Raw genomic sequence first — 21,973 nt, forward strand, 5'->3', positions numbered from 1 at the left:
ATATCTGAAAACGGATTCAGTTACAATGTAAATAGTAAATCAGGGGTTACAGGAGGCTGGTTCAAATGGCAACACATGCATATTATGTTCCGCCCGTGAACTTGATGGGTAGAGGATGTTTACAAGAAGCAGGTCAGATGATTGAACAGATGGGTATTCGCAAAGCGCTGGTCGTAAGTGATCGTGCTTTGATTACTTCAGGTGTTGCAGAACAGGTTCTGTCTATATTAAGAAAATCAGGGTTAGACTATGTAGTATATGATGAGGTTCAGCCTAATCCAACGTGTCAGAATATACATGACGGACTTCAAGTATTCCAGGATCATGGCTGTGACGCCATTATATCGATAGGCGGAGGTTCACCACAGGATGCTGCGAAAGGCATTGGCATTGTAGCTACCAACGGTGGACATATCCGAGAATATGAAGGATTGCATCAATCGAAACATAAGTCCGTGCCACTTGTGGCCTTTAATACAACGGCTGGCACATCGAGCGAGGTGACAATTAACTACGTGATTACAGATGAGGAACGCAAAGTGAAGATGGTGATGGTGGACCGTAACAGTCTGGTCTCCCTGTCGGTTAATGATCCGGAGCTGATGCTCAGCAAACCTGCAAGTCTTACAGCGGCCACAGGAATGGATGCGTTGACCCATGCCGTGGAAGCGATGGTTACGCCGGGTGGATTTACAGTGACAAGTGCGACAGCTGCAGCAGCTGTTGAATTGATCTTTGAATATTTGCCAAGAGCCGTGAGAGACGGCAGCGATCTGGAAGCTCGGGAACATATGACGTACGCGTGTTTTCTTGGCGGGATTGCTTTTAATAATGCAGGCCTTGGTTATGTGCATGCGATGGCACATCAACTGGGTGGCGTGTATGATCTGCCGCATGGTGTATGTAACGCAATGTTACTCCCCTATGTGGAAGAGTTGAACGCGAAGCATGTCCCCGGCAAATTCCGTCATATTGCCAAAGCCATTGGTATGGATGTGAAGGGTAGAAGCGATGAGGAGTGTTCGGAGTACGTCATTGAGGCCATTCGACAGCTATCGAAGGAAGTAGGCATCCCCGAGAAACTGTCCGAGCTGGGCGTGAAGGATCCTGATGTTGAACTGCTTGCGGATAACGCGATGAAAGATGCCTGTGCACCAGGCAATCCATATCAACCATCGAAGGATGAAGTGATGGAGTTATTCCGCAAAATTATATAAGTGTGAGCGTATCGAGTCGGAGGTAATCCGGCTCTTTTTTGTTTTTCAAATTTCAGATGTTGTATATGTGCCTTTGGGCATCTTCACAAATGAAGTTCAATGCGTAATAATGTAGGTCGGGCTATTGGCAACATATGACATGGACATCAGGAGGCATCATGAGACTTAGTACCAGTAATTTAAACAGCTATATTAAGCAATACGAGACGTATTTAAGTGTAGAGCGGAATCTATCCCTTAAATCCATTAAAGCCTATCTGTCTGATCTCAACAGACTTGTAGAATGGTTTGATACTAAACATATCCATGATGTTACCAGAGAAAATTTGCGAATGTATCTGGAACAATTAAACAGTGAACATACACTTAAAGACTCGACCATTAAAAGAAAGTACATATGCTTCAAAGCTTTTTTTAATTATTTGGTTCAAAACGGTGATATCGTCGAGTCCCCAATTATTGGTTTCGGGAAAAAGTTCAAAACGGCAAGACGTATTCCAAAGACACTCTCTGTCAATGAGGTTGAAAAGTTATTAAATGCACCACAAGAGCACATGAAACAATTACACACGAGTTTTAGAAGAAGAATTAACCTTCGCAATGATGCTATTATTGAACTGCTCTATGTTATTGGAATTCGTATTGGAGAATTGGTGAATATTGATATGGAGCACATCGATCTTGAAGAGAAGACCGTGTTGATTTTTGGGAAAGGTCGTAAGGAGCGGTTGCTCTACATCTCAAGTAGCGAGGTTATCCATAAAATTAAAACATGGTTGCACGCCCGCGAACATTTCGACCCCCAATCTGATGCTCTGTTTCTCAACAAATATGGTGATCGACTCTCCATTTACTCCATTGAGGATATTTATTCTAAATATAGGGACTTATCTAAGGTTAGCAAAAAATCAACTCCGCACTATCTCAGGCACAGCTTTGCTACACATCTTTTGAACAATGGTGCAGATTTGCGCTCAGTCCAGGAAATTTTAGGGCATACGAACGTTAGTACAACTCAAATTTATACAGAGGTGTCCGTTGAGCGGAAGAAGGATGTGCTTTCGAGGTTCAATCCGAGAAATAACCTTAAAGTGTAGAGTAAAACCTCCAAATAACTATAAATTATTTGGAGGTCTTGTAGTGAAAGAAATTGAAAATCTAATTATGAATACTAGATTGACAACCACTGAATTAAGAAGAAATTATCACATTTCCTTGTTAACAAATACACGTTCCAGAACGAGAGAAATAAATAATGCTGTCATAAATTATTCAACAAATAATGAATTTTTTAATGATCAGGAATTTGGTGAAGTTTTGAGAGGAATTCAAGAAGCTAATTTCTACGTAGAGCCCTTTTTTAATGAACTAGAATTCATACAAACGATACTTAAAGAAGCTTATTATAAAAATAAACGATTTGTGTACAATTTATCACGTAACGGCACGCACATCGGAAAGAAATCTCTTATTCCATCGTTCTGTGATCTAATGTCCATTCCATATACGGGTTCAAATGCCCTCATCATTTCAGTAAGTAGAGCAAAATACATATACACTAAGTATTTAGAAAATCATAACGTAAAAGTACCAAAAAGTTGGGTATATGATCCAATTAATGGTTGGTTAGGTCAAAATAAACCCATTCCTAATACTAAAATATTAATTAAGCCTATGCATGAATCTGCCAGTATTGGCCTTTCAAAGACCTCTATAATGATCTTCGATCAACATGCTGAGTCAGAAATTATGAAACAATGCGAAGAAGATACTTTGCCAATATTAGTACAAGAATTCATTTCTGGATTTGAGTGTGAGGTTCCAGTTTTGATCTCTCAAAAACCCTATGCTATGAATCCAGTGGGTATTTCAATTAGTAATGAAAATAACTTAGGTGAAGATATTCTCACCTATACTAACTCTTACAATGATGACTATAACTTCTACTTACTTGAAAGAGAGTTTCCTGATTCTATAATTCAAACGATTCAACATGCAGCCATCCAAGTTGCAAGTCTAATAGGTTTGAAAGCTTATGGAAGAATTGATTTTAGAATTAACAATCAAGGTATTCCTTACTTAATGGATATTGCTGCAACACCATATACTACTAAACACAGTTCATTTGCCTTTGCGTTTGGTAATATGGGTCTGGAATATCATGATATCTATAATACAATTATAGGACTGTCGGGCAATCGCTAGGATTAGACCTACAAGGATGAAAACTGTAAATCAGAGAACAAAAATAATCTACAGTAAAATGTACAAGCCTCATCCTCATGATGGGTGTTATCATACACCCACTGATCAAGAAGAAGGGGGTCAAGAGTTATTTGATCAGAAATTAGTTTCGCTAAGGTATTTAATCTATTCTTCAATTTCTGTATATTTTGCTTGTGAAACTCTGGAAGATTATTTTTCATTTTCGCAAGCAAAAATTCAGCTGAAGACCAGTTGCATTGAAGTACGTTACTGACAAATTCTAGATTGGTCATATAATAATCATAAAAAGTATCTTCATTGTTTATTAAAATATGACTTTTTAATGTTTTCAGAATATTGGTACAACGGTCAAAGTCTTTGTTTATCAAGTGTAAATTAGCCAGATTGATTAGCATGATAGCGTCTTTTTCACTTGGAATTAGAGAAATTTTATTCTTAAAGTCAGTGATGCTTTGTTCAATAATTTCTTTATTTAGTTTTTGTTCCTCCCTAAAGTGGATCAAAAATTTACTTAAAAATAAGTTATTATAGACCTTTTCCACTGAAGGAAACTGAATATAGTCATGTTCCTCTGCTAGTAATAGGCATTTTGTCAAATGTTGGTTCGCTTCTTTGAATCGATTCAATACAATTAAGATGCCTCCGTAGTTGCATAAAGCGAAATAATACTGAATATAATCTTGGGTTCTTTCGAAATATTCCACACTATCTTCAATAGCACGTCTAGACATGACAGCAGACTTGAACAAAAATGATTTTCTGTCCATTACTTTACTAAGATATTTAAAAAAAGGAATATGATAATGCTTTTTTAGAAATTTTAATAGATCTTGAGCAGTATGCTCACCCATATCAAAATTTCCAAGTTTATTAGTATAAGTTGAGAAGAGTGCGAAGGAGCATTGAGCCCATTGTTCATGCTCCTCTTCTTTAAGATCTGTTAAAATGTTCGAAAGAGCATCAGCATGTTTTTTAATTTTATTTGTATTCATATCCATCATTAAGGAAACGAGTAATTGCATACGCATAATCTCAGCTCTGAATAGAAGTGAACCCGAATCAGATATTTGTGTTAACTCACGATATGCCTCTGAATATTTTTCACACATGTAATATTCACAAGCCTTAAATAAGTAATTAATATCTTTAGACAAGAAAAATAGTTCTTTATCTTTATCTAAAATATTTTGTATTATTTCTTGAATGTTAAACTGATCATCGGCTCTAGATGAAATTGCAATGTTTCGGCAATACGCCAAAGTATACAATCCAATTATCTCGCTACTAAATAAGTTATCATGATCCGCTGATGAAAGATGGATAGCTCGAGTTAAGTAACTCTCAGATCTATTTTCTCTCAAGTATTCATAATATTGGAGATGGAATTTTGTTTGGGCATTTGGAGTTCTCTCATAAAAAAAATTTTGAATAAAGCGGTTGGAGAAAGTAAATTGATTACTTTTTTTCAAAAGAAGGTGTGCGCATGATTGAGAAAGCAGTTCATCTACATCATTTCTGCCATGACATAAATAATTGATCTCATCTGTACTGAAATCCCCCCTGATAATTGATGAAGCCCTTAGTACCTCATAAAAGTCTTTCTCTCTTTCTCCAAAAAGTCTGAGCCTATTTTCAAGAATTTTAATCAAATCCATACCTGTCTTTTCTATGCCATTTAATGAATTCTGATCTGAGTAAAGTCCTTCAATAACCATTTTCACAAAATCCAAATTACCTCCACTTAGAGACATAATGGTATCAAGTTCGCTTCTTGAAAGTTGAAGTCTATATCCGAGAAGGTTAATGATTTCACTTATATCATTAATGTCTGGCAGTGATAATGAGAAATACTCTCCGTTTTGCATCATCGTCCGAGTATCAATATCTGTTATTTTGAAACGATCATCTTCTGTAGTTAAAATAATGATTTTAATGTTTTTATAATTGAATAGATTTCTTCTGTTTATAATTGCTTCGATAAATGCTTTAGAAGATTTATCCCAATATTCAAAACTATCTGCAACAATAACGATATTTTGTTCAGTTGCTTTCCTTAATTGTCTTACAAAGAAATCAACTCTTGAATTAAAAATCTCTTTTCTCTTAAAAGCATTGGTTAAACCCAAACTGAAAATTGACGGGATGCTTATCCCGAAATTAAAACTGGTTGTAGTATGTTCTATTCCACTATAATTTACATCTTCAGAATACATTATAGTGGAATACGCTTCTTGAACTCCTTTTTTTCCTTCAATATAATATTTTTTCCAATTTTCATAATCCTTACTGATTTCTTCAAGATAACTTTTTATGATAAATGTTTTCCCACTTCCAGAAGGTCCACTCAAGCAAATAATATTGATTCTATCTTCATTGAGAGCCCTTTCAATTTCTTTTTTCGCATCAGATTGTCTAACCGACAGCAATTATATGACCTCCAAATAATTTATAGTTATTAGTATGTAATTCCTCGATGGATTGAATATTTCAATCCTAATCCCTACTTTCATACTATATCTATCATTCGACACATTTCTATATATTCCTCTAAAAATTTACAAATTTATTGCCATTTTCTGATCCGTAAGACCTGTATTGTTGATTTTATAGGTTTATGGGTCTAGTAGTGTCATGGTTTTACCAAGAATTTTCCAAAAGGAGTTTCATTCCCTTTTATCGAATACATTATGAATAGCAGCGACACGAGAAAGGGTAATTTGAACCTTAATTTGATGTCGATGTTTTCCAGCAAGATTCCCCAGTCCGTTTCGTGTTTAATGTTAAATAGGAGTAGAGTAGTCTATTACATTGTTCACGAGCTACACCTTAAGCACTACATCCAACATTCACCTCAGTAAGACAGTCAAGACAATTCTACACCGCATCATCTCAATTTCAGGCTTCACAATCCAAGAGTTCAACTGCAATAAGAATAACACCAGTTACACATCTGTACAGCATGCTCCTAATCATGACAACAGTGTCCACACAACAGAATATCGATTATGGGCTCTGAAATGAATCAGAACGAATGCACGTGGAGGAGGCTGTAATGATGGCGAAAAAAGAAGTTGTAGCAATGCTACTTGCCGGAGGGCAAGGGAAGAGGTTAAAAGGATTGACCAAATCACTCGCGAAGCCAGCTGTATATTTTGGAGGAACATACCGAATCATTGATTTTCCACTGAGTAACTGCTCCAATTCGGGTATTGATACGGTTGGAGTGTTGACCCAGTATGAACCACTTGTCCTGCATTCTTACATAGGCATTGGCAGTGACTGGGATCTGGACCGTAAAAACGGCGGGGTATACGTACTTCCTCCTCATGAACGTGAAGACGGAAGCAACTGGTACCGGGGCACAGCGGATGCAATCTTCCGCAATCTGAACTTTATTGAACAATTCGATCCCGAGCATGTGCTCATTCTGTCAGGGGATCATATCTATAAAATGGATTACGAAAAGATGCTTCAGTACCATAAAGAAAAAGACGCGGACTGCACCATATCCGTTATTGATGTCTCATTGGAAGAAGCCAGCCGGTTCGGGGTGCTGAACACCAACGATGACTATAGCATTTATGAATTCGAAGAAAAACCTCCTGAGCCCAAGAGCACACTTGCTTCCATGGGTATCTATCTCTTCAAGTGGGATGTACTGAAACGTTTCCTGATTCAGGATGAACAACAGGCGTCCACCTCTTATGATTTTGGTAAAGATATCATTCCGTTGTTGCTTGAAAATGAAAAATCCTTATACGCGTATCCGTTCGAAGGGTATTGGAAAGATGTCGGTACCATTCGGAGTCTGTGGGAGTCCAATATGGATTTGTTGGACGAAGATACCCCGTTTAACCTAAATGATCCGGACTGGCGTATTTTTACACGTAATCCGAACCAACCTGCACAATACATCTCACCTTCGGCCAAGGTGCGGAATTGTATTATTAGTGAAGGCAGTGTGGTGCATGGAGAGGTCAATCATTCTGTCCTGTTCTACGGAATTGAGGTTGGGGAGAACAGCGCCGTTATTGATTCTGTCATCATGCCAAGGGTGAAGATCGGGCAAAATGTGCGTATTCACCGAGCGATCATTGCAGAAGGATTGGTTATTCCGGATGGAACACAGATTTCGCCTGCACCAGGAGATGAGAGTGATATATTACTCGTCGATCAGGAAGAACTGGAGCGTCAGCTTCGCCAAGGAATAACCAGCAAGGCCTAATTGAAGCCAAAAGGACGGTGCATGCGATGAAATCATTGATCGGAGTTATTAACCTTGACCATGAACTTGAGGAATTGAAGGAATTGACGTACTTTCGCTGCGGAGCCGCGGTGCCTTATGCCGGGCGTTACCGTCTGATCGATTTTGTTCTATCTAATATGATGAATGCCGGAATTGAGAGTATAGGGGTGTTTGTCCGTCGTAAGTATCGCTCGCTGATGGACCATCTCGGTGACGGCAAGCCTTGGGATTTGGATCGTAAGCATGGGGGCATGTTTATTTTGCCGCCGGACTGGAACGATCCAACAGATACATCACAGGGGGACTTGCAGCACTTCCATAACAATCTGGACTTCTTCCGTAGAGGTGCAGGGCAATATGTAGTGCATGCGGGCAGTCGCCATGTGACCAAAGCAGACCTCCAGGATGTCTACAGATATCACATCAATAAAGGAGCGGACGTTACACTGGTCTGCAAAAAAGTGGATCAGCTGCTGCCTGAGCATGACGCATGTGTCAAGGTTGACCATGACGAGGACGGTAACGTGGTGGACATTCACCAAAGCGCTAACCACCCGAATATATATACAGAAATTTTCATCATGGAAAAGGAATTGTTCCTGCGCCAGGTGCAGCGCTGCATTGATCATGGAGAGAGCCATTTCTTCCGGGATGTTATCCAAAAAAATCCAGATGGATTGAATATCGCTGCGTATGCATATGATGGCTATCACGCGGTCATCAATTCCATTGACAGTTATTATCGCAACAGTATGGATCTGCTGAACACAGGTCAATATGAACAACTGTTCAAGGAAGATCCGATCCAGACGAAAATTAAATACGAAGCGCCTGCCAAATACCTGGATACCGCCGATGTTAAACATTCACTTCTCGCGAATGGCTGCATTGTAGCTGGAGAGGTGGAAGACAGCATTTTATTCCGGGGCGTACAGGTGGCTAAAGGTGCCAAAATTAAGGGTTCAATCATCATGCAGAAATGCTACATTGGAGAAGGAACCGTACTTGAGAACGTCATTCTCGATAAAGACGTGAAGCTCACCGGAGGACAGACACTGATCGGTGACCCGTCGAATCCATACATTTTGGCGAAAAGCACTATTATCTAAAGCCCACACGTAACCGATATCTTCTATAAATATATATAAAATAAAGATCCTGTAGGATGGATTTAAGGTTCGTAGACGAAAGTTGTTTGGTAAAGAGCGTAGCAGTAAGTGAAGGGGACGGAATCGATTCTGAAGGAGCCTATGCTGTCTTCAAATTTTAACCTTTTCTTATATAAATTCAACTTAAACATTTACACAAAACGGAGAGGACAGAAATGACCTGAAGAAGCGCAGCGCTCGCCTTTATCCCCGGATTTTCCCTTTTTAAAAAGGAATCAAAAAATCTGGGGATAACAGCGATCGGAAGGTTATTCTGTCATCGAAGTGTCCAGTGTAAATATTAGTAAGTTCAATTTGTATAAGTTAATCGAGAAAATTTGGAGACAACAGCGATCAAAAGAACGATTCGTCACCGGAACGGCCACTTTGCACAATGTTGAGCAACTGAGTGTGTGAACCGCCATCATCCTGCAGGATTTCCCCGGGAGGAACCTACTTTTGTTTGACAATAAAGAAACGTTCAAGAGTATCTTTACACGGAATCTGGTCAGCAAATTGGGCAAACCGATTGAAGAAGCAACAGAGGAAGACGTGTACCACGTACTGGGAAGCATGATTCGTGAATATGCAGGCCAAGATTGGGCAGCGTCGAATCAGGGGTTTAAGCAGCGCCAGGATAAACAGGTCTATTACTTCTCGCTGGAATTCCTGATTGGACGTCTGCTCGGCAATAATCTGCTGAATGTGAATGAATTGGAATTGGTCCGTGACAGTTTGGCTGAGCTGGGCTTTTCTTTGGAAGAGGTGGAAGAACAGGAGGCAGATGCAGGACTGGGTAACGGAGGTCTAGGACGACTCGCTGCCTGTTTCCTGGATTCACTCGCATCACTCGGATATGCAGGACATGGCTGCGGTATACGGTACAAATATGGGTTGTTTGAACAAAAAATCATCAATGGCAATCAGGTGGAGCTACCTGACAACTGGCTGGATAAAGGCAACGAATGGGAAGTACGTCGTCCGGACAAAAAGGTGGAAGTGCAATTCTGGGGCCGTGTAGAAGCTCACGAACAGGATGGACATTATCAGTTTGTTACAAAAGATGCTGAATCGGTTGTAGCCATTCCTTATGACGTGCCTGTCATCGGTTATGGTCAGACCCATGTAAATACATTGCGGCTATGGAGTGCCGAGCCGAAGCGGGAGACTTCACTCGACACCCCTTCGAACTATTACGGCTATCTGGATTATAGCCGTTCGGTCGAATCAATCTCGGAATTCCTGTATCCGGATGATTCCCAGTACGAAGGAAAGCTGCTGCGATTGAAGCAGCAATACTTCATGTGTTCGGCAGGCGTGCAAAGTGCGTTGCGTACATTCAACAAGCTGGAGCTGTCGTATGATCGTTTGCCGGATAAAGTGGCTTTCCACATCAACGACACGCATCCAACCTTGGTTATTCCGGAACTGATGCGCATCCTGATTGACGTGAAGGGTTATGGCTGGGATGAAGCATGGGATATCACGACTAGAACCGTATCGTATACCAATCATACGACGCTGAGTGAGGCACTTGAGAAATGGCCTGTATCCATGATCAGCAAGCTGCTGCCGCGGATCTATATGATCATCGAAGAGATCAACAAACGCTTCTGTGGCATGCTGCTGGACCGGTATCCGGGAGATCAGGATCGCATAGGGCATCTGGCGATCGTTGCGAATGATCAGGTGCGGATGGCGCATCTGGCGATTGTAGGCAGTCATAGCGTGAATGGTGTCGCTGCATTGCATACTGAGATTTTGAAAGAGCGCGAGATGGCTCCGTTCTATGCACTGTATCCAGAACGTTTCAATAATAAAACGAACGGCATTACCCATCGTCGCTGGCTGATGCATGCCAATCCGAAACTGTCGGATCTGATTACAGATACGATAGGAAACGAATGGATAACAGAGCCGGGCAAACTGGACCAACTGGCAGGTTTTGCGGATAATACATCATTCCAGGAGCAGTTCCATTCGATTAAGCGGGATAACAAAGAGCGGCTTGCTGCGTACATTCTGGACCATACCGGAACCGCAGTGAATCCGGACTCCATCTTTGATGTACAGGTGAAGAGGCTGCATGGCTACAAACGACAACTGTTGAACATTCTGCATGTGATGCATCTGTATAATCGGCTTAAGCATGATGCTTCGTTTGATATGGCGCCACGTACGTTTATCTTTGGCGCGAAGGCAGCGCCGAGTTACTATTTTGCCAAGAAAATCATCAAGCTGATTAACACCGTGGCTGACACGGTGAATCGGGATGCGGCCGTGAATGACCGCTTGAAGGTATTTTTCCTTGAGAACTACTCCGTCTCGCTTGCAGAGAAAATCATTCCGGCTGCGGATGTTAGTGAACAGATCTCAACCGCAGGCAAGGAAGCTTCAGGTACGGGCAACATGAAGTTTATGATGAACGGCGCCTTAACAATTGGCACGATGGATGGAGCCAACGTGGAGATGGCAGAGCAGGTTGGAGAAGAGAATATGTTCATCTATGGTCTGCGTGCGGACGAAGTGCTTGAGTATTATCGTTCCGGCAGCTACCGTCCGAATGAAATTGTGCAGCACGATGAACGGATTCGCGAGGTCGTGGAGCAATTGGTGCATCCAGGTGCATTCTGTTATCGAGACGGGGAATTCTGGGATATCTATGACTCGCTGCTGGCTCATGGTGACGAATACTTTGTATTGCGTGATTATGCTGCTTATGCAGACGCGCATGCTGCCATTGACAAGGCGTATCGGGATATTCCGGGCTGGACTCGAAAAGCAATATTGAACACGGCGCATTCCGGCATATTCTCCAGTGATCGTACGATTAGTGAGTATGCTACGGATATCTGGGGAATTCATCCGGTGTCCGGGAACTGGAAGGGTTAAGAATAGATTGTTAGACAAACAGGTCCCCTTGTTCACAAGAGCCATCTCTGCTGGTTAATCAATCAGAGCAGAGAGCATCTCCTTGTGAACAAGGGGATTTTGGCATACAGTGAATTATAGGGACACTCCGAATGAATAGAAGCGGATTTCACATGTTCCTCATGACAAGTTCGCACACAAAATCAAAAAATGGTTCAGATTCTCAGTCATACTACATATGAAATCGTTTGATATTTCGAATTAGATAGGAGACCTGTCACGATGGATCATTACACACGAATTCAGCTTGCTATTGAGTATCTGGAGCAGCATTTGCAAGATGATTTCAATATCAGAGAGACGTCCGCTGCTGCGAGCTTTTCGGCGTTTCATTTTCAACGTTTATTCCAGGCAATCACCGGGTTCACAGTACTCGAATATGTGCGCAGACGTAGATTAACGGAAGCGGCAGGGTTGCTGAGGGACACATCTCAAGGCATATTGGACATTGCAATGCGCTTCGGCTATCAATCCCAAGAGGCATTTACCCGTGCATTTTCAGCCTACTTTGGAATGACACCAGCGAAGCTACGTAAGCTGGAAGCGGATCAGTGGTCACTTTTGAATATGCAGCGGAGCATTGATTTTAACGATTATCGAACCCGGCTTGGTGGAACATTCTACATGAACACACCCCGCATAGTCACATTGGCTCCGAACTGGATCATCGGCTATGAATATATGACCAACCTGAATGACAATCACCATTACACTGAAATACCCGGATTTTATCACGATTTTGGTGTGGAACAGAGATTCATGGCGATCCCGGAGAGAACACGCCCTGATATGGCTTACGGTGTAGGCTGTCGTTTTGAAGAGAATGGAGCATTTTCTTTTATTGTGGGTGAAGAGAGCAGTGGAACATCTCAGGTACTTGAACCTGGTTTTACATCGATTGAGATTCCGGGCGGCTTGTATGCAGAGTTCACCGTGGAAGGCTCCGGGCAGGATATCCGTAAAATGATCTATGGCAGCTGGCTGCCTCAGTCCAACTATGAGCGGAGGGAAGGACCGGACTTTGAAGTGACGGATGTCTGGAAATCGACGCCTGAACAACTGGACATGAAGATCTATATCCCATTAAAATAGACCTTACCGCTTCGCGGAATTCAAGGTCGGAGGACGGATGAATGAGCGAAAAGTCGTGGCTTCACTCCAAATGGATGCTCACCATTGTTGCCTGCACGGCATTGCTGTACATACTGATTATGGGCATTCTACTGTTTGTCAGTGGACGAACGCCAGGCATGTATTATCAATATAATCTCTTACCCTTCGAGACGATTCGGCCACTTCTTATGGAGAGAGAGAGGTACAATACAGATACCTGGGTCAAGAATCTGTTTGGCAATATCGTCTTGTTCATTCCGCTGGGTATCTGGATTCCATGGTTGTTTCGGAGGTGCCGTACATTCCTGACTTTTACAGCAACAGCTGTTTTGCTTCTGCTTGGTGTTGAATTCATACAATTGATTACACGCGTGGGTTCGTTCGATGTGGATGACATTATTCTGAACACAATTGGTGCTTGGATAGGTTACGCTGGATTGAATTTACTCTTTTTATCACAAAGAAGGACTCGGAACTAAAGCCGCAGATCGCGGTCCAAGACCGGGTCTTTTTTTGCCTGAGATATCTTTTAAATGTTTACAAGGGAATCTTTTCGGATAAAACATATTAACGGCTTATTTATATCGTGAGCAGAGATTATATATAAATTGAACTAAACATTTACACGAAACGGAGAGGACAGAAATAACCTGAAGAAGCGAAAGAGTTCGCCTAAAAAGCTTTCTGAAAGAAAGCTGCATCGGAAGCATACGCTATCCCCGGATTTCCCCCCTTATAAGGGAAATTCATAAAATCTGGGGATAACAGCGATCGGAAGGTTGTTCTGTCATCGGAGTGTCCAGTGTAAATATTTTTTAGTTCAATTTATATAGTGGACAAAGATGAGAGCGAGGTGGACGATATCGTTTGGTGGAAAGAGAGTGTCGTATACCAGATCTACCCGAGCAGCTTCAAGGATTCGGACGGGGATGGACAGGGTGATTTGCAGGGGATCTATGAGAAGCTCGATTATTTGGAGAATTTGGGCGTGGATGTGATCTGGCTCTGTCCCATCTACGATTCACCAGGACATGATAACGGATACGATATCCGGGATTATTACGCCATTTTGCGCAAATACGGCACGATGGAGGATTTTGATCGGTTATTGGCAGAGGCACACAAGCGTGGTCTCAAGATCATGATGGACCTGGTGCTGAATCATACGTCGGATGAACATGCGTGGTTTGCTGAGTCTCGTTCATCGAAGATGAATCCGAAGCGGGATTATTATATTTGGCGTTCAGGCAAAAATGGGCAGGTGCCGAATAATTGGGAGTCCTATTTTGGAGGTTCGGTATGGAAACATGATCCGGAGACGAATGAATATTATTTGCATCTGTATTCGGAACAACAACCAGATCTCAACTGGAATAATGCACAGATGGCAGAAGAGATGTATGAGATGGTGCATTGGTGGCTGGAAAAAGGGGTAGACGGCTTTCGTTTCGATGCAGTAGCGCATATCGCCAAGGCAGAAGGTCTGCCCAGTGCCCATAATCCGGATAATCTGCCGGTGGTTCCAGCGTATCAGCTCTTTTCCAACCTGGAACAAGTGCACTCGATCCTGAAGAAACTGAATAATATGATCCTGAAACCTTACGGACCCATGACGGTTGGCGAAACTTCGGGACTTGGGCCTGAGCAGGCCTTGGCTTATGTGGGCACGGATCGTGACGAGCTTAATATGGTATTCCAGTTTGAACATATGTTCATTGATGCCAAATCTTCAGGAATTGGGAAATGGAACTATAAGGAATGGAAACTGAGCGAACTCAAAGAAATCATGAGCCGGTGGCAAACGGTTTTGCATGGTAGAGGCTGGAACGCCAATTACATGGGCAATCACGATCAGCCACGCCCGGTTTCCCGGTTCGGAGATGACGGTAAATATCGGGTGCGTTCTGCTCAGATGCTGGCAACCTGGATGCTTACACTTGAAGGAACACCTTATATCTATCAAGGGGAAGAGATCGGCATGACCAATGTCGCTTTCCCGGATATCGAGCAATACCGGGATATTGAGACGAAAAATTATTATAATCATTACATTGGTCAAGGTAAGTCGAAGCATGAAGTCATGCAGGCGATCTGGCTGAAGAGTCGCGATAACGCCCGCACGCCGATGCAATGGGATGATACGGAACATGCTGGGTTTACCCAAGGTCAGCCTTGGATTCAGGTGAATGAAAATTATCCTGAGATTAATGTAGCTGATGCTGAAAGTGATCCGCAATCCATTTTGCATTATTACCGTAAGCTAATTGCCCTTCGCAAACAGCATAAAGTGCTTATCTATGGCGCGTATGAACTGTTACTGCCGGATGATCCGGATATCTATGCCTATACCCGAACGCTGGAAGATGAGCAGATGCTGGTCATTCTGAATTTCCGTGGGCATGAGCCTGAGATGCACTGGCCAGAAGGCTGGACTTCCGAGCATGCCAAGCTGATGATCAGCAATGTAAGCAGACGTTATTCTACCGATGAAGGTGCCATTCAGCTGCAGCCGTATGAAGCAAGGTTGTATCGTAAGCAGCCGTAAGACGGAGGAAGGCGTAATTTTGCGTTGGTGAAGAGCTATGATTTATAATCATAAGATGGTCTCAAAATAATTAAAGTATAGGTCAGGAGGAACCCAAGTTGTTGAATATTACGTTCCATGGTCACTCCAGTGTGCAGCTGGGCACAGAAGAAAAGTCTCTAATCATTGATCCTTTCCTGCGAGGCAACGAACTTGCTGTTACGAAGCCTGAAGATATCAAGACCGATGTTGTGTTGCTAACACATGCACATATGGATCACATTCTCGATGCTGAGCCGATTGCCAAAGCGAATAACGCCAAGGTTGTGGCTATTGTAGAGCTTGCTACATATATGTCTTGGAAAGGTCTGGACACGCTCGGAATGAATATGGGCGGCACGGTAGATCTTGGCTTTGCTCAAGCCAAAATGATTCAGGCATTCCATACTTCCGGGACTGTGCTGGAAGAAGAACAACGGATCATGTATGCAGGTTTGCCTGCTGGATATATCATTAATATTGGTGGTAAAACGATTTTACATGCCGGAGACACAAGTCTCTTCGGGGATATGAAAATGATCGGTGATCGTCACGATATCGATGTTGCCTTCCTGCCGATTGGTGGACATTTCACCATGGGACCTGAGGATGCGCTGCAAGCGGCCGAATGGTTTAATGCCAAACTGACGATTCCGGTTCATTATGATACATTCCCGGTAATTCGTCAGGATGCGGAACATTTCGTGCAGCAGCTGGCTGCAAAAGGTTTGGAAGGCCGCGTGCTGGCTCCGGGAGAATCGATTAGACTGTGATGTACATTTAACCCCTGTTCAATAATAAATGGATTAATGGTAAGACGAATAACACGTCAAGATAACTGACGCGATATTCGTCTTTTTTCGGTTTCAGGTTCAATTTTCACAGGTAGTGTTGGTAAAAATGACAAAAACATTGAAATTCCATTGTTGAACTCCGTTTTAGAATGATATAAAAAGTTACACGGAAACCAACCGGAAATCCGAATTGACCGCAAACAGGGGGAGCGTTCATGTCATTTGTAAAATCATTATTTTTTCAAATTATCGTAGCGGTAATCATCGGGATTGGCGTAGGCATCCTGTGGCCTGATCTGGGCAGTATGCTGCAACCACTGGGTACAGGCTTCATCAAATTAATCAAAATGATTATTGCACCATTGATATTCATGGTCATTGTGACAGGTATTGCCAAGATCGGTGATCTGAAGTCCGTAGGTCGCATTGGACTGAAAGCCATTGTATGGTTCGAGATTGCAACTACAGTAGCACTGGTTCTGGGATTGGGAACAGCCAATTTGCTTCGTCCAGGTGCGGAAATGAACGTGGACCCTTCAACCATAGACGCAAGTGGCATTGAAGCGAAAACGAATGGTTCCGAGTTGCCACATACAGTAGACTTTATGATGAATATTATTCCGACAAGTGTTGTGGACGCCTTTGCACAGAATGCCCTACTGCAAGTGCTGCTCGTGGCCTGTCTGTTTGGGGTTGCGCTGGTGGCAACGGAGAGTAAGGCAAAAGAAAATGTACTGACGCTGATTGAGAATTTGCTTGGTATCGTGCTCCGCATCATCGGTTATATCATGAAACTCGCGCCCATTGGTGCCTTTGGAGCCATGGCCTATACGGTAGGAGCTTATGGGGCTTCCACATTGTCGTCCTTCGGACTGCTTATTCTGGCATGTTACGGCGCTGCGCTGCTGTTTCTCGTGATGTTGGCACTCGCTGCCTGGTGGATCACCGGGCTGAATTTCCTGCAATTTGTGAAATATACCCGTTCTGAAGTGATGCTGGCAATTGGAACCGGCTCATCAGAAGTGGTGATGCCACGCATGATGGACAAACTTACTAAGGCGGGTTGTGATCGTGCAGTTGTAGGACTTGTGGTGCCGACAGGGTACTCGTTTAATCTGGATGGTGCTTCGATCTATTTATCGCTGGCAACGGTCTTTGTGGCCCAGGCTGTAGGGATTGAACTAACATTTATGCAGCAGATCACGATACTGCTGGTGTTGATGTTGAGTTCCAAAGGCATGGCAGGTGTACCTGGCTCTGCATTTCTGGCCCTGTCCGCCACGGCAGTAGCCGTCAATGCTTTTCCGGTAGCAGCGGTTGCTCTTCTGCTTGGTGCAGATCGCTTCATGGATACAATGCGTGTCTTCACAAACCTGATGGGTAATTGTGTCGCAGCGTTCGTGGTGGCAAAATGGGAAGGTCTGCTGGATCAGAAGCGAATGCGTGCCGTACTTTCAGGTGAGATCAGTGCAGCTGAACTGGAACGGGAAGAACAAGCTGCACTAGCCTTATTAAAGCTAAATATGCAGGAAAAACAGGGTAAAGCAGTCGTTTCACCTGAGATGTCGTAAGAAAAATGTCCCCGGTGTCGTGACTTAGTCAAGTGACAGTAACTGTATCATTTAAAATCAACAGAATGATTGACTGACAACGGTCAATACAATTAACAAGTTAAACCAAATTGGACCGTCTGTTGCCCACATCCATCGTGGGAAGAACAGACGGTTTCTTGTTATATCAATACAGATATCATGGAGTTCACGAACGCCGGTTCCAAAATAAATGTTACAGAGGAAAGATTTATGGGGAATGTGTAGAAGAGACGAAGAATATACATAATATAGTTTCAACTTGTATATACATGTTTACTTATGTAATATAGATATGAAGTTAGTTGAGAACATGGAATGAAGCATTACAATTTATTGGAGGCGTTAACATGAGTTCTAATCATACAACTCCGTCATCTTGGTGGAAGACATCAACGGTGTATCAGGTATATCCGAAGAGCTTCAATGACACTACCGGATCGGGCACTGGAGACATTCGCGGTTTAACCGAGAAGCTTGATTATTTGCAGCATCTGGGTATCGATATTGTATGGTTGCAGCCGGTATATGTATCCCCGCAGCATGATAATGGGTATGACGTAGCGGACTATTATCGGATTAATCCGGATTATGGGACGATGGAGGATTTTGACGAACTGTTGAAAGGTCTGAAGGCTCGTGATATGAAACTGATGATTGATATCGTGGTGAATCACTCCTCGACAGATCATGAATGGTTCCAGCAATCCCGTTCATCCAAGGATAATCCGTATCGGGATTATTATATTTGGAAAGATCCTGCCCCGGATGGCGGTGTGCCGAACAACTGGCAATCGAAGTTCGGTGGACCTGCTTGGCAGTTCGATGAACAGACGGGACAATATTTCCTGACTTTATTTGATAAAACGCAGGCAGACCTGAATTGGGAGAATGAAGAAGTACGAAAAGCTGTGCGCGATATGATCAAGTTCTGGGCGGAAAAAGGTGTGGATGGTTTCCGTATGGACGTGATCAACCTGATCTCCAAAGATCAGCGTTTCCCTGATGATGATGGCAGCGTGTCACCGGGTGATGGACGCAAATACTACACGGATGGACCGCGTGTGCATGAGTACATCACCGAGATGTACGAAGAGGTATTCGGGCCTTACAACATGGTGACTGTAGGGGAGATGTCCTCCACAACACTGGAGCATTGTATCCAATATTCGAACCCTGCTTCCCGTGAGTTTTCAATGACGTTCAACTTCCACCACCTGAAAGTGGATTATCCGAATGGTCAGAAATGGGAACTGATGCCGTATGATTTTGAAGCGATGAAGCAGCTCTTCAGTGAGTGGCAGACAGGTATGCAGGCTGGTGGAGGCTGGAACGCGCTGTTCCTTAACAACCATGATCAGCCGCGAGCACTGTCCCGATTCGCCGATGATGGTGACTATCGTGCCGAGAGTGCCAAGATGCTTGCAACAACGATACACGGAATGCAAGGTACGCCTTATGTCTACCAGGGTGAAGAGATCGGCATGCCGAATCCGGTCTGGAATGACGTTAGCGAATTCCGCGATATCGAATCCACGAACATGTACCGCTTGCTTCAGGAAGAACGAGGCAAATCCGCTGAAGAAGCTTTCAACATTGTAAAAGAGCGTTCCCGAGACAACTCCCGGACACCGATGCAGTGGAATGGGAGTAAGAATGCCGGCTTCACTACGGGGACACCTTGGCTGAAAGTGGATGAGAGATACCCATCCATTCATGTGGAACAGCAGTTGGCTGATCCGGATTCGATCTACTACCACTACCGCAAATTGATTGCCCTTCGTAAACAGGTTAACGTACTGACCGACGGTCTGTATGAACGCCTGGACGATGCACACCCAGACGTGTTTGCTTACGCACGGACCAATGGAAGTGAAACTCTGATTGTCGTATCAAACTTCAGTAAACGTGACGTCACATTCTCGCTTCCGGAAGCGGTCTGGAGTGATCACATTGCAGGCAAATCAGCAGAGTTGCTCATCGGAAATACGAAGGCAGCGCCTGCACTGACCGAGGAAATTTCCCTCAGTCCGTATGCATCCTATATGTGGCTTGTGCCACAACAGAACTAATCCCATTTTATAAATAGGAAGTGACACTATGGCAATCGATAAAAAACAGGTTGAGGAGATCGTCCGAGCAGTTGGCGGTAAAGAGAATATTGAGGCTGCTACACACTGTGTTACACGACTCCGGTTTGCCTTATACGATGAGAGTAAAGTGGATACCGAAAGTCTGGATCAGAATGACCTGGTCAAAGGACAGTTCTCTTCTCAAGGACAATTCCAGGTCGTTATCGGGCCTGGTCTGGTGGATAAGGTCTATGATGAGATGATTCAGATTACCGGGGGAGATCGTTCTTCCAAGGATGATGTGAAGGCCGTTGCTGGTAAAAAGCAAAATCCAATCCAGCGAGCCATCAAAACACTCTCGGATATATTCATCCCCATCTTGCCAGCGATCATCACGGCAGGTCTGTTGCTGGGTATTAACAATATTCTGACAGGTCCAGGCATTTTCTTTGACGGAAAATCACTGGTCGATGTCTATCCAGCATGGAAGGATCTTGCTTCCATTATTAATACGATCGCGAGTACAGCCTTTACGTTCCTGCCGGCTCTAATCGGTTGGGCAGCTGTAAAAAGGTTCGGCGGCAGTCCGCTGCTCGGGATCGTGCTCGGTCTCATTCTGGTACATCCCGATCTGCTGAGTGCATATGGTTATGCTGATGCCGTAAATGAAGGTACAGTGCCAACATGGAATTTGTTTGGTTGGGAGATTGAGAAGATCGGTTATCAAGGGCAGGTTCTGCCGGTACTGGTATCGGCCTATCTGCTTGCGAAGATGGAGATTTTCCTCAATAAAAGGGTACATGATTCGATTAAACTGCTGGTCGTTGCACCAGTCACGTTGCTGATTACCGGATTCTTGGCCTTTACGATCATTGGGCCAGTGACATTCGCCATTGCGAATGCGATCACATCCGGCTTGATCTATGTTTATGATTCATACGCGGCTCTGGGTGGTCTGATCTACGGTGGTTTGTACGCTTTGCTGGTTATCACCGGTATGCATCACACCTTCCTCGCGGTAGATGTGCAGCTCATTGGTAGTCAGGGCGGTACATTCCTGTGGCCGATGCTGGCATTGTCCAATATCGCACAGGGTTCAGCGGCACTTGCCATGATGCTTGTCCTGCGTGAGAAGAAAATGAGAGGACTTGCGGCAACGTCCTCGGTGTCGGCCTTCCTCGGGGTAACCGAGCCGGCGATCTTCGGCGTGAATATCCGTTATCGTTATCCGTTTATCTTCGGTATGGTTGGTTCCGCTATTGATGGTGTGCTGCTGACGATGAACAATGTTCAGGCAACCTCCATTGGTGTAGGTGGCGTACCGGGTTTCCTGTCGATTTTCCCTAACAAGTGGGGCGTCTTCTTCATCGGCATGGCGATTGTTCTGGTTGTACCATTTGTACTGACCGTCCTTTTTGGCAGAGCCAAAATGAGAAAAGAAGATCGTAGTGAAAGCAATGGTACGGGTACGGAGTCCAAAGCGGTGACATCACAATCTGCTTCAGGAGTAAGTACTTCGACTACAAATACAGACTCGAACCAGCGCACACGTCGTGCGGCTCAAGTAGGGAATGAGGCCGTGAATACACTGGAAATCATGGCACCTTTAACAGGGCAGGCCGTATCACTGGAGCAAGTGCCTGATCCGGCTTTTGCCGAAAAACAAATGGGTGAGGGTGTAGCAATTGAGCCCTCCGGCAACGTTGTTGTTGCTCCGTTTGATGCTCAGGTAGCTCATGTGATTAAGAGTAAACATGCGGTGATTCTTGAACATGCGAGTGGTTTACAGGTGCTGATCCATGTGGGGATCAATACGGTATCACTCAAGGGTGAAGGTTTCAATATGCATGTCGAAGCTGGCGAGCATGTAAAAGCTGGACAAAAGCTGTTGGAATTCGATCGTAAAGTAATTGAAGATGCGGGATATCCGTTGATTACACCGATTATTATTCCAGATGGTCAAGATATGGTTGAACGGGTGGAAGTCACGACAGGTGATGTTACATCTAATCAAAATGGTGTGTTGAAGGTTCATCTGAAAGGTTAATTGAATACAACAACAAGAAGGGGCTGC

At 43.6% G+C, this 21,973-nt stretch carries 14 protein-coding genes; 13 read left to right on the top strand and 1 reads right to left on the bottom strand.

Annotation, left to right across the window (positions count from 1 at the left end; translation table 11 throughout):
* Positions 1–65 precede the first annotated feature (65 nt).
* The 3 genes from WFI24_RS07435 to WFI24_RS07445 all read left to right on the top strand — a co-directional run bounded on the left by WFI24_RS07435 (position 66) and on the right by WFI24_RS07445 (position 3,422).
* Positions 66–1,217 (top strand): iron-containing alcohol dehydrogenase, encoded by a 1,152-nt coding sequence (locus tag WFI24_RS07435; protein WP_336759750.1) that lies wholly within the window; start codon positions 66–68, stop codon positions 1,215–1,217.
* Between the two features lie 158 nt (positions 1,218–1,375).
* Positions 1,376–2,314 carry a tyrosine-type recombinase/integrase gene (locus WFI24_RS07440; protein ID WP_336759751.1) on the top strand — a complete coding sequence of 313 codons (939 nt, stop codon included), beginning with the start codon at positions 1,376–1,378 and terminating at the stop codon, positions 2,312–2,314.
* A 43-nt stretch (positions 2,315–2,357) separates the two neighbouring features.
* Entirely contained in the window at positions 2,358–3,422 is a 1,065-nt protein-coding gene (locus WFI24_RS07445; protein WP_336759752.1) for an ATP-grasp domain-containing protein, read from the top strand.
* An 8-nt stretch (positions 3,423–3,430) separates the two neighbouring features.
* Here the strand turns inward: WFI24_RS07445 and WFI24_RS07450 are convergent, their stop codons facing one another.
* Positions 3,431–5,869 (bottom strand): ATP-binding protein, encoded by a 2,439-nt coding sequence (locus tag WFI24_RS07450; RefSeq protein WP_336759753.1) that lies wholly within the window; start codon positions 5,867–5,869, stop codon positions 3,431–3,433.
* A gap of 629 nt (positions 5,870–6,498) precedes the next feature.
* Here WFI24_RS07450 and WFI24_RS07455 point away from each other — a divergent pair.
* The 10 genes from WFI24_RS07455 (at position 6,499) to treP (ending at position 21,946) form a co-directional block, all read left to right on the top strand.
* Positions 6,499–7,668, top strand: coding sequence for a glucose-1-phosphate adenylyltransferase (locus tag WFI24_RS07455; protein ID WP_076217121.1), 1,170 nt, complete (start codon positions 6,499–6,501; stop codon positions 7,666–7,668).
* Positions 7,669–7,694: 26 nt separating this feature from the next.
* Positions 7,695–8,798, top strand: coding sequence for a glucose-1-phosphate adenylyltransferase subunit GlgD (glgD, locus tag WFI24_RS07460; protein WP_336759754.1), 1,104 nt, complete (start codon positions 7,695–7,697; stop codon positions 8,796–8,798).
* Between the two features lie 498 nt (positions 8,799–9,296).
* Positions 9,297–11,729: a glycogen/starch/alpha-glucan phosphorylase gene (locus tag WFI24_RS07465; protein ID WP_336759755.1), complete on the top strand. Its 2,433-nt coding sequence runs from the start codon at positions 9,297–9,299 to the stop codon at positions 11,727–11,729.
* Positions 11,730–11,990: 261 nt separating this feature from the next.
* Positions 11,991–12,860, top strand: a complete 870-nt coding sequence (locus WFI24_RS07470; RefSeq protein WP_336759756.1) for an effector binding domain-containing protein — start codon at positions 11,991–11,993, stop codon at positions 12,858–12,860.
* Positions 12,861–12,901: 41 nt separating this feature from the next.
* Entirely contained in the window at positions 12,902–13,360 is a 459-nt protein-coding gene (locus tag WFI24_RS07475) for a VanZ family protein (protein WP_336759757.1), read from the top strand.
* A 374-nt stretch (positions 13,361–13,734) separates the two neighbouring features.
* Positions 13,735–15,426 (top strand): glycoside hydrolase family 13 protein, encoded by a 1,692-nt coding sequence (locus WFI24_RS07480; RefSeq protein ID WP_336759758.1) that lies wholly within the window; start codon positions 13,735–13,737, stop codon positions 15,424–15,426.
* A 98-nt stretch (positions 15,427–15,524) separates the two neighbouring features.
* Positions 15,525–16,217 (top strand): metal-dependent hydrolase, encoded by a 693-nt coding sequence (locus WFI24_RS07485; protein WP_336759759.1) that lies wholly within the window; start codon positions 15,525–15,527, stop codon positions 16,215–16,217.
* Positions 16,218–16,453: 236 nt separating this feature from the next.
* Entirely contained in the window at positions 16,454–17,809 is a 1,356-nt protein-coding gene (gene dctA, locus WFI24_RS07490) for a C4-dicarboxylate transporter DctA (protein WP_336759760.1), read from the top strand.
* Between the two features lie 368 nt (positions 17,810–18,177).
* Positions 18,178–19,899 carry an alpha,alpha-phosphotrehalase gene (gene treC, locus WFI24_RS07495; protein WP_336759761.1) on the top strand — a complete coding sequence of 574 codons (1,722 nt, stop codon included), beginning with the start codon at positions 18,178–18,180 and terminating at the stop codon, positions 19,897–19,899.
* A 28-nt stretch (positions 19,900–19,927) separates the two neighbouring features.
* Positions 19,928–21,946 carry a PTS system trehalose-specific EIIBC component gene (gene treP, locus WFI24_RS07500; protein ID WP_336759762.1) on the top strand — a complete coding sequence of 673 codons (2,019 nt, stop codon included), beginning with the start codon at positions 19,928–19,930 and terminating at the stop codon, positions 21,944–21,946.
* Positions 21,947–21,973: the final 27 nt, after the last annotated feature.

Origin of the sequence: Paenibacillus sp. USHLN196 (assembly GCF_037144955.1) — a bacterium.
Classification (GTDB): domain Bacteria; phylum Bacillota; class Bacilli; order Paenibacillales; family Paenibacillaceae; genus Paenibacillus; species Paenibacillus xylanexedens_C.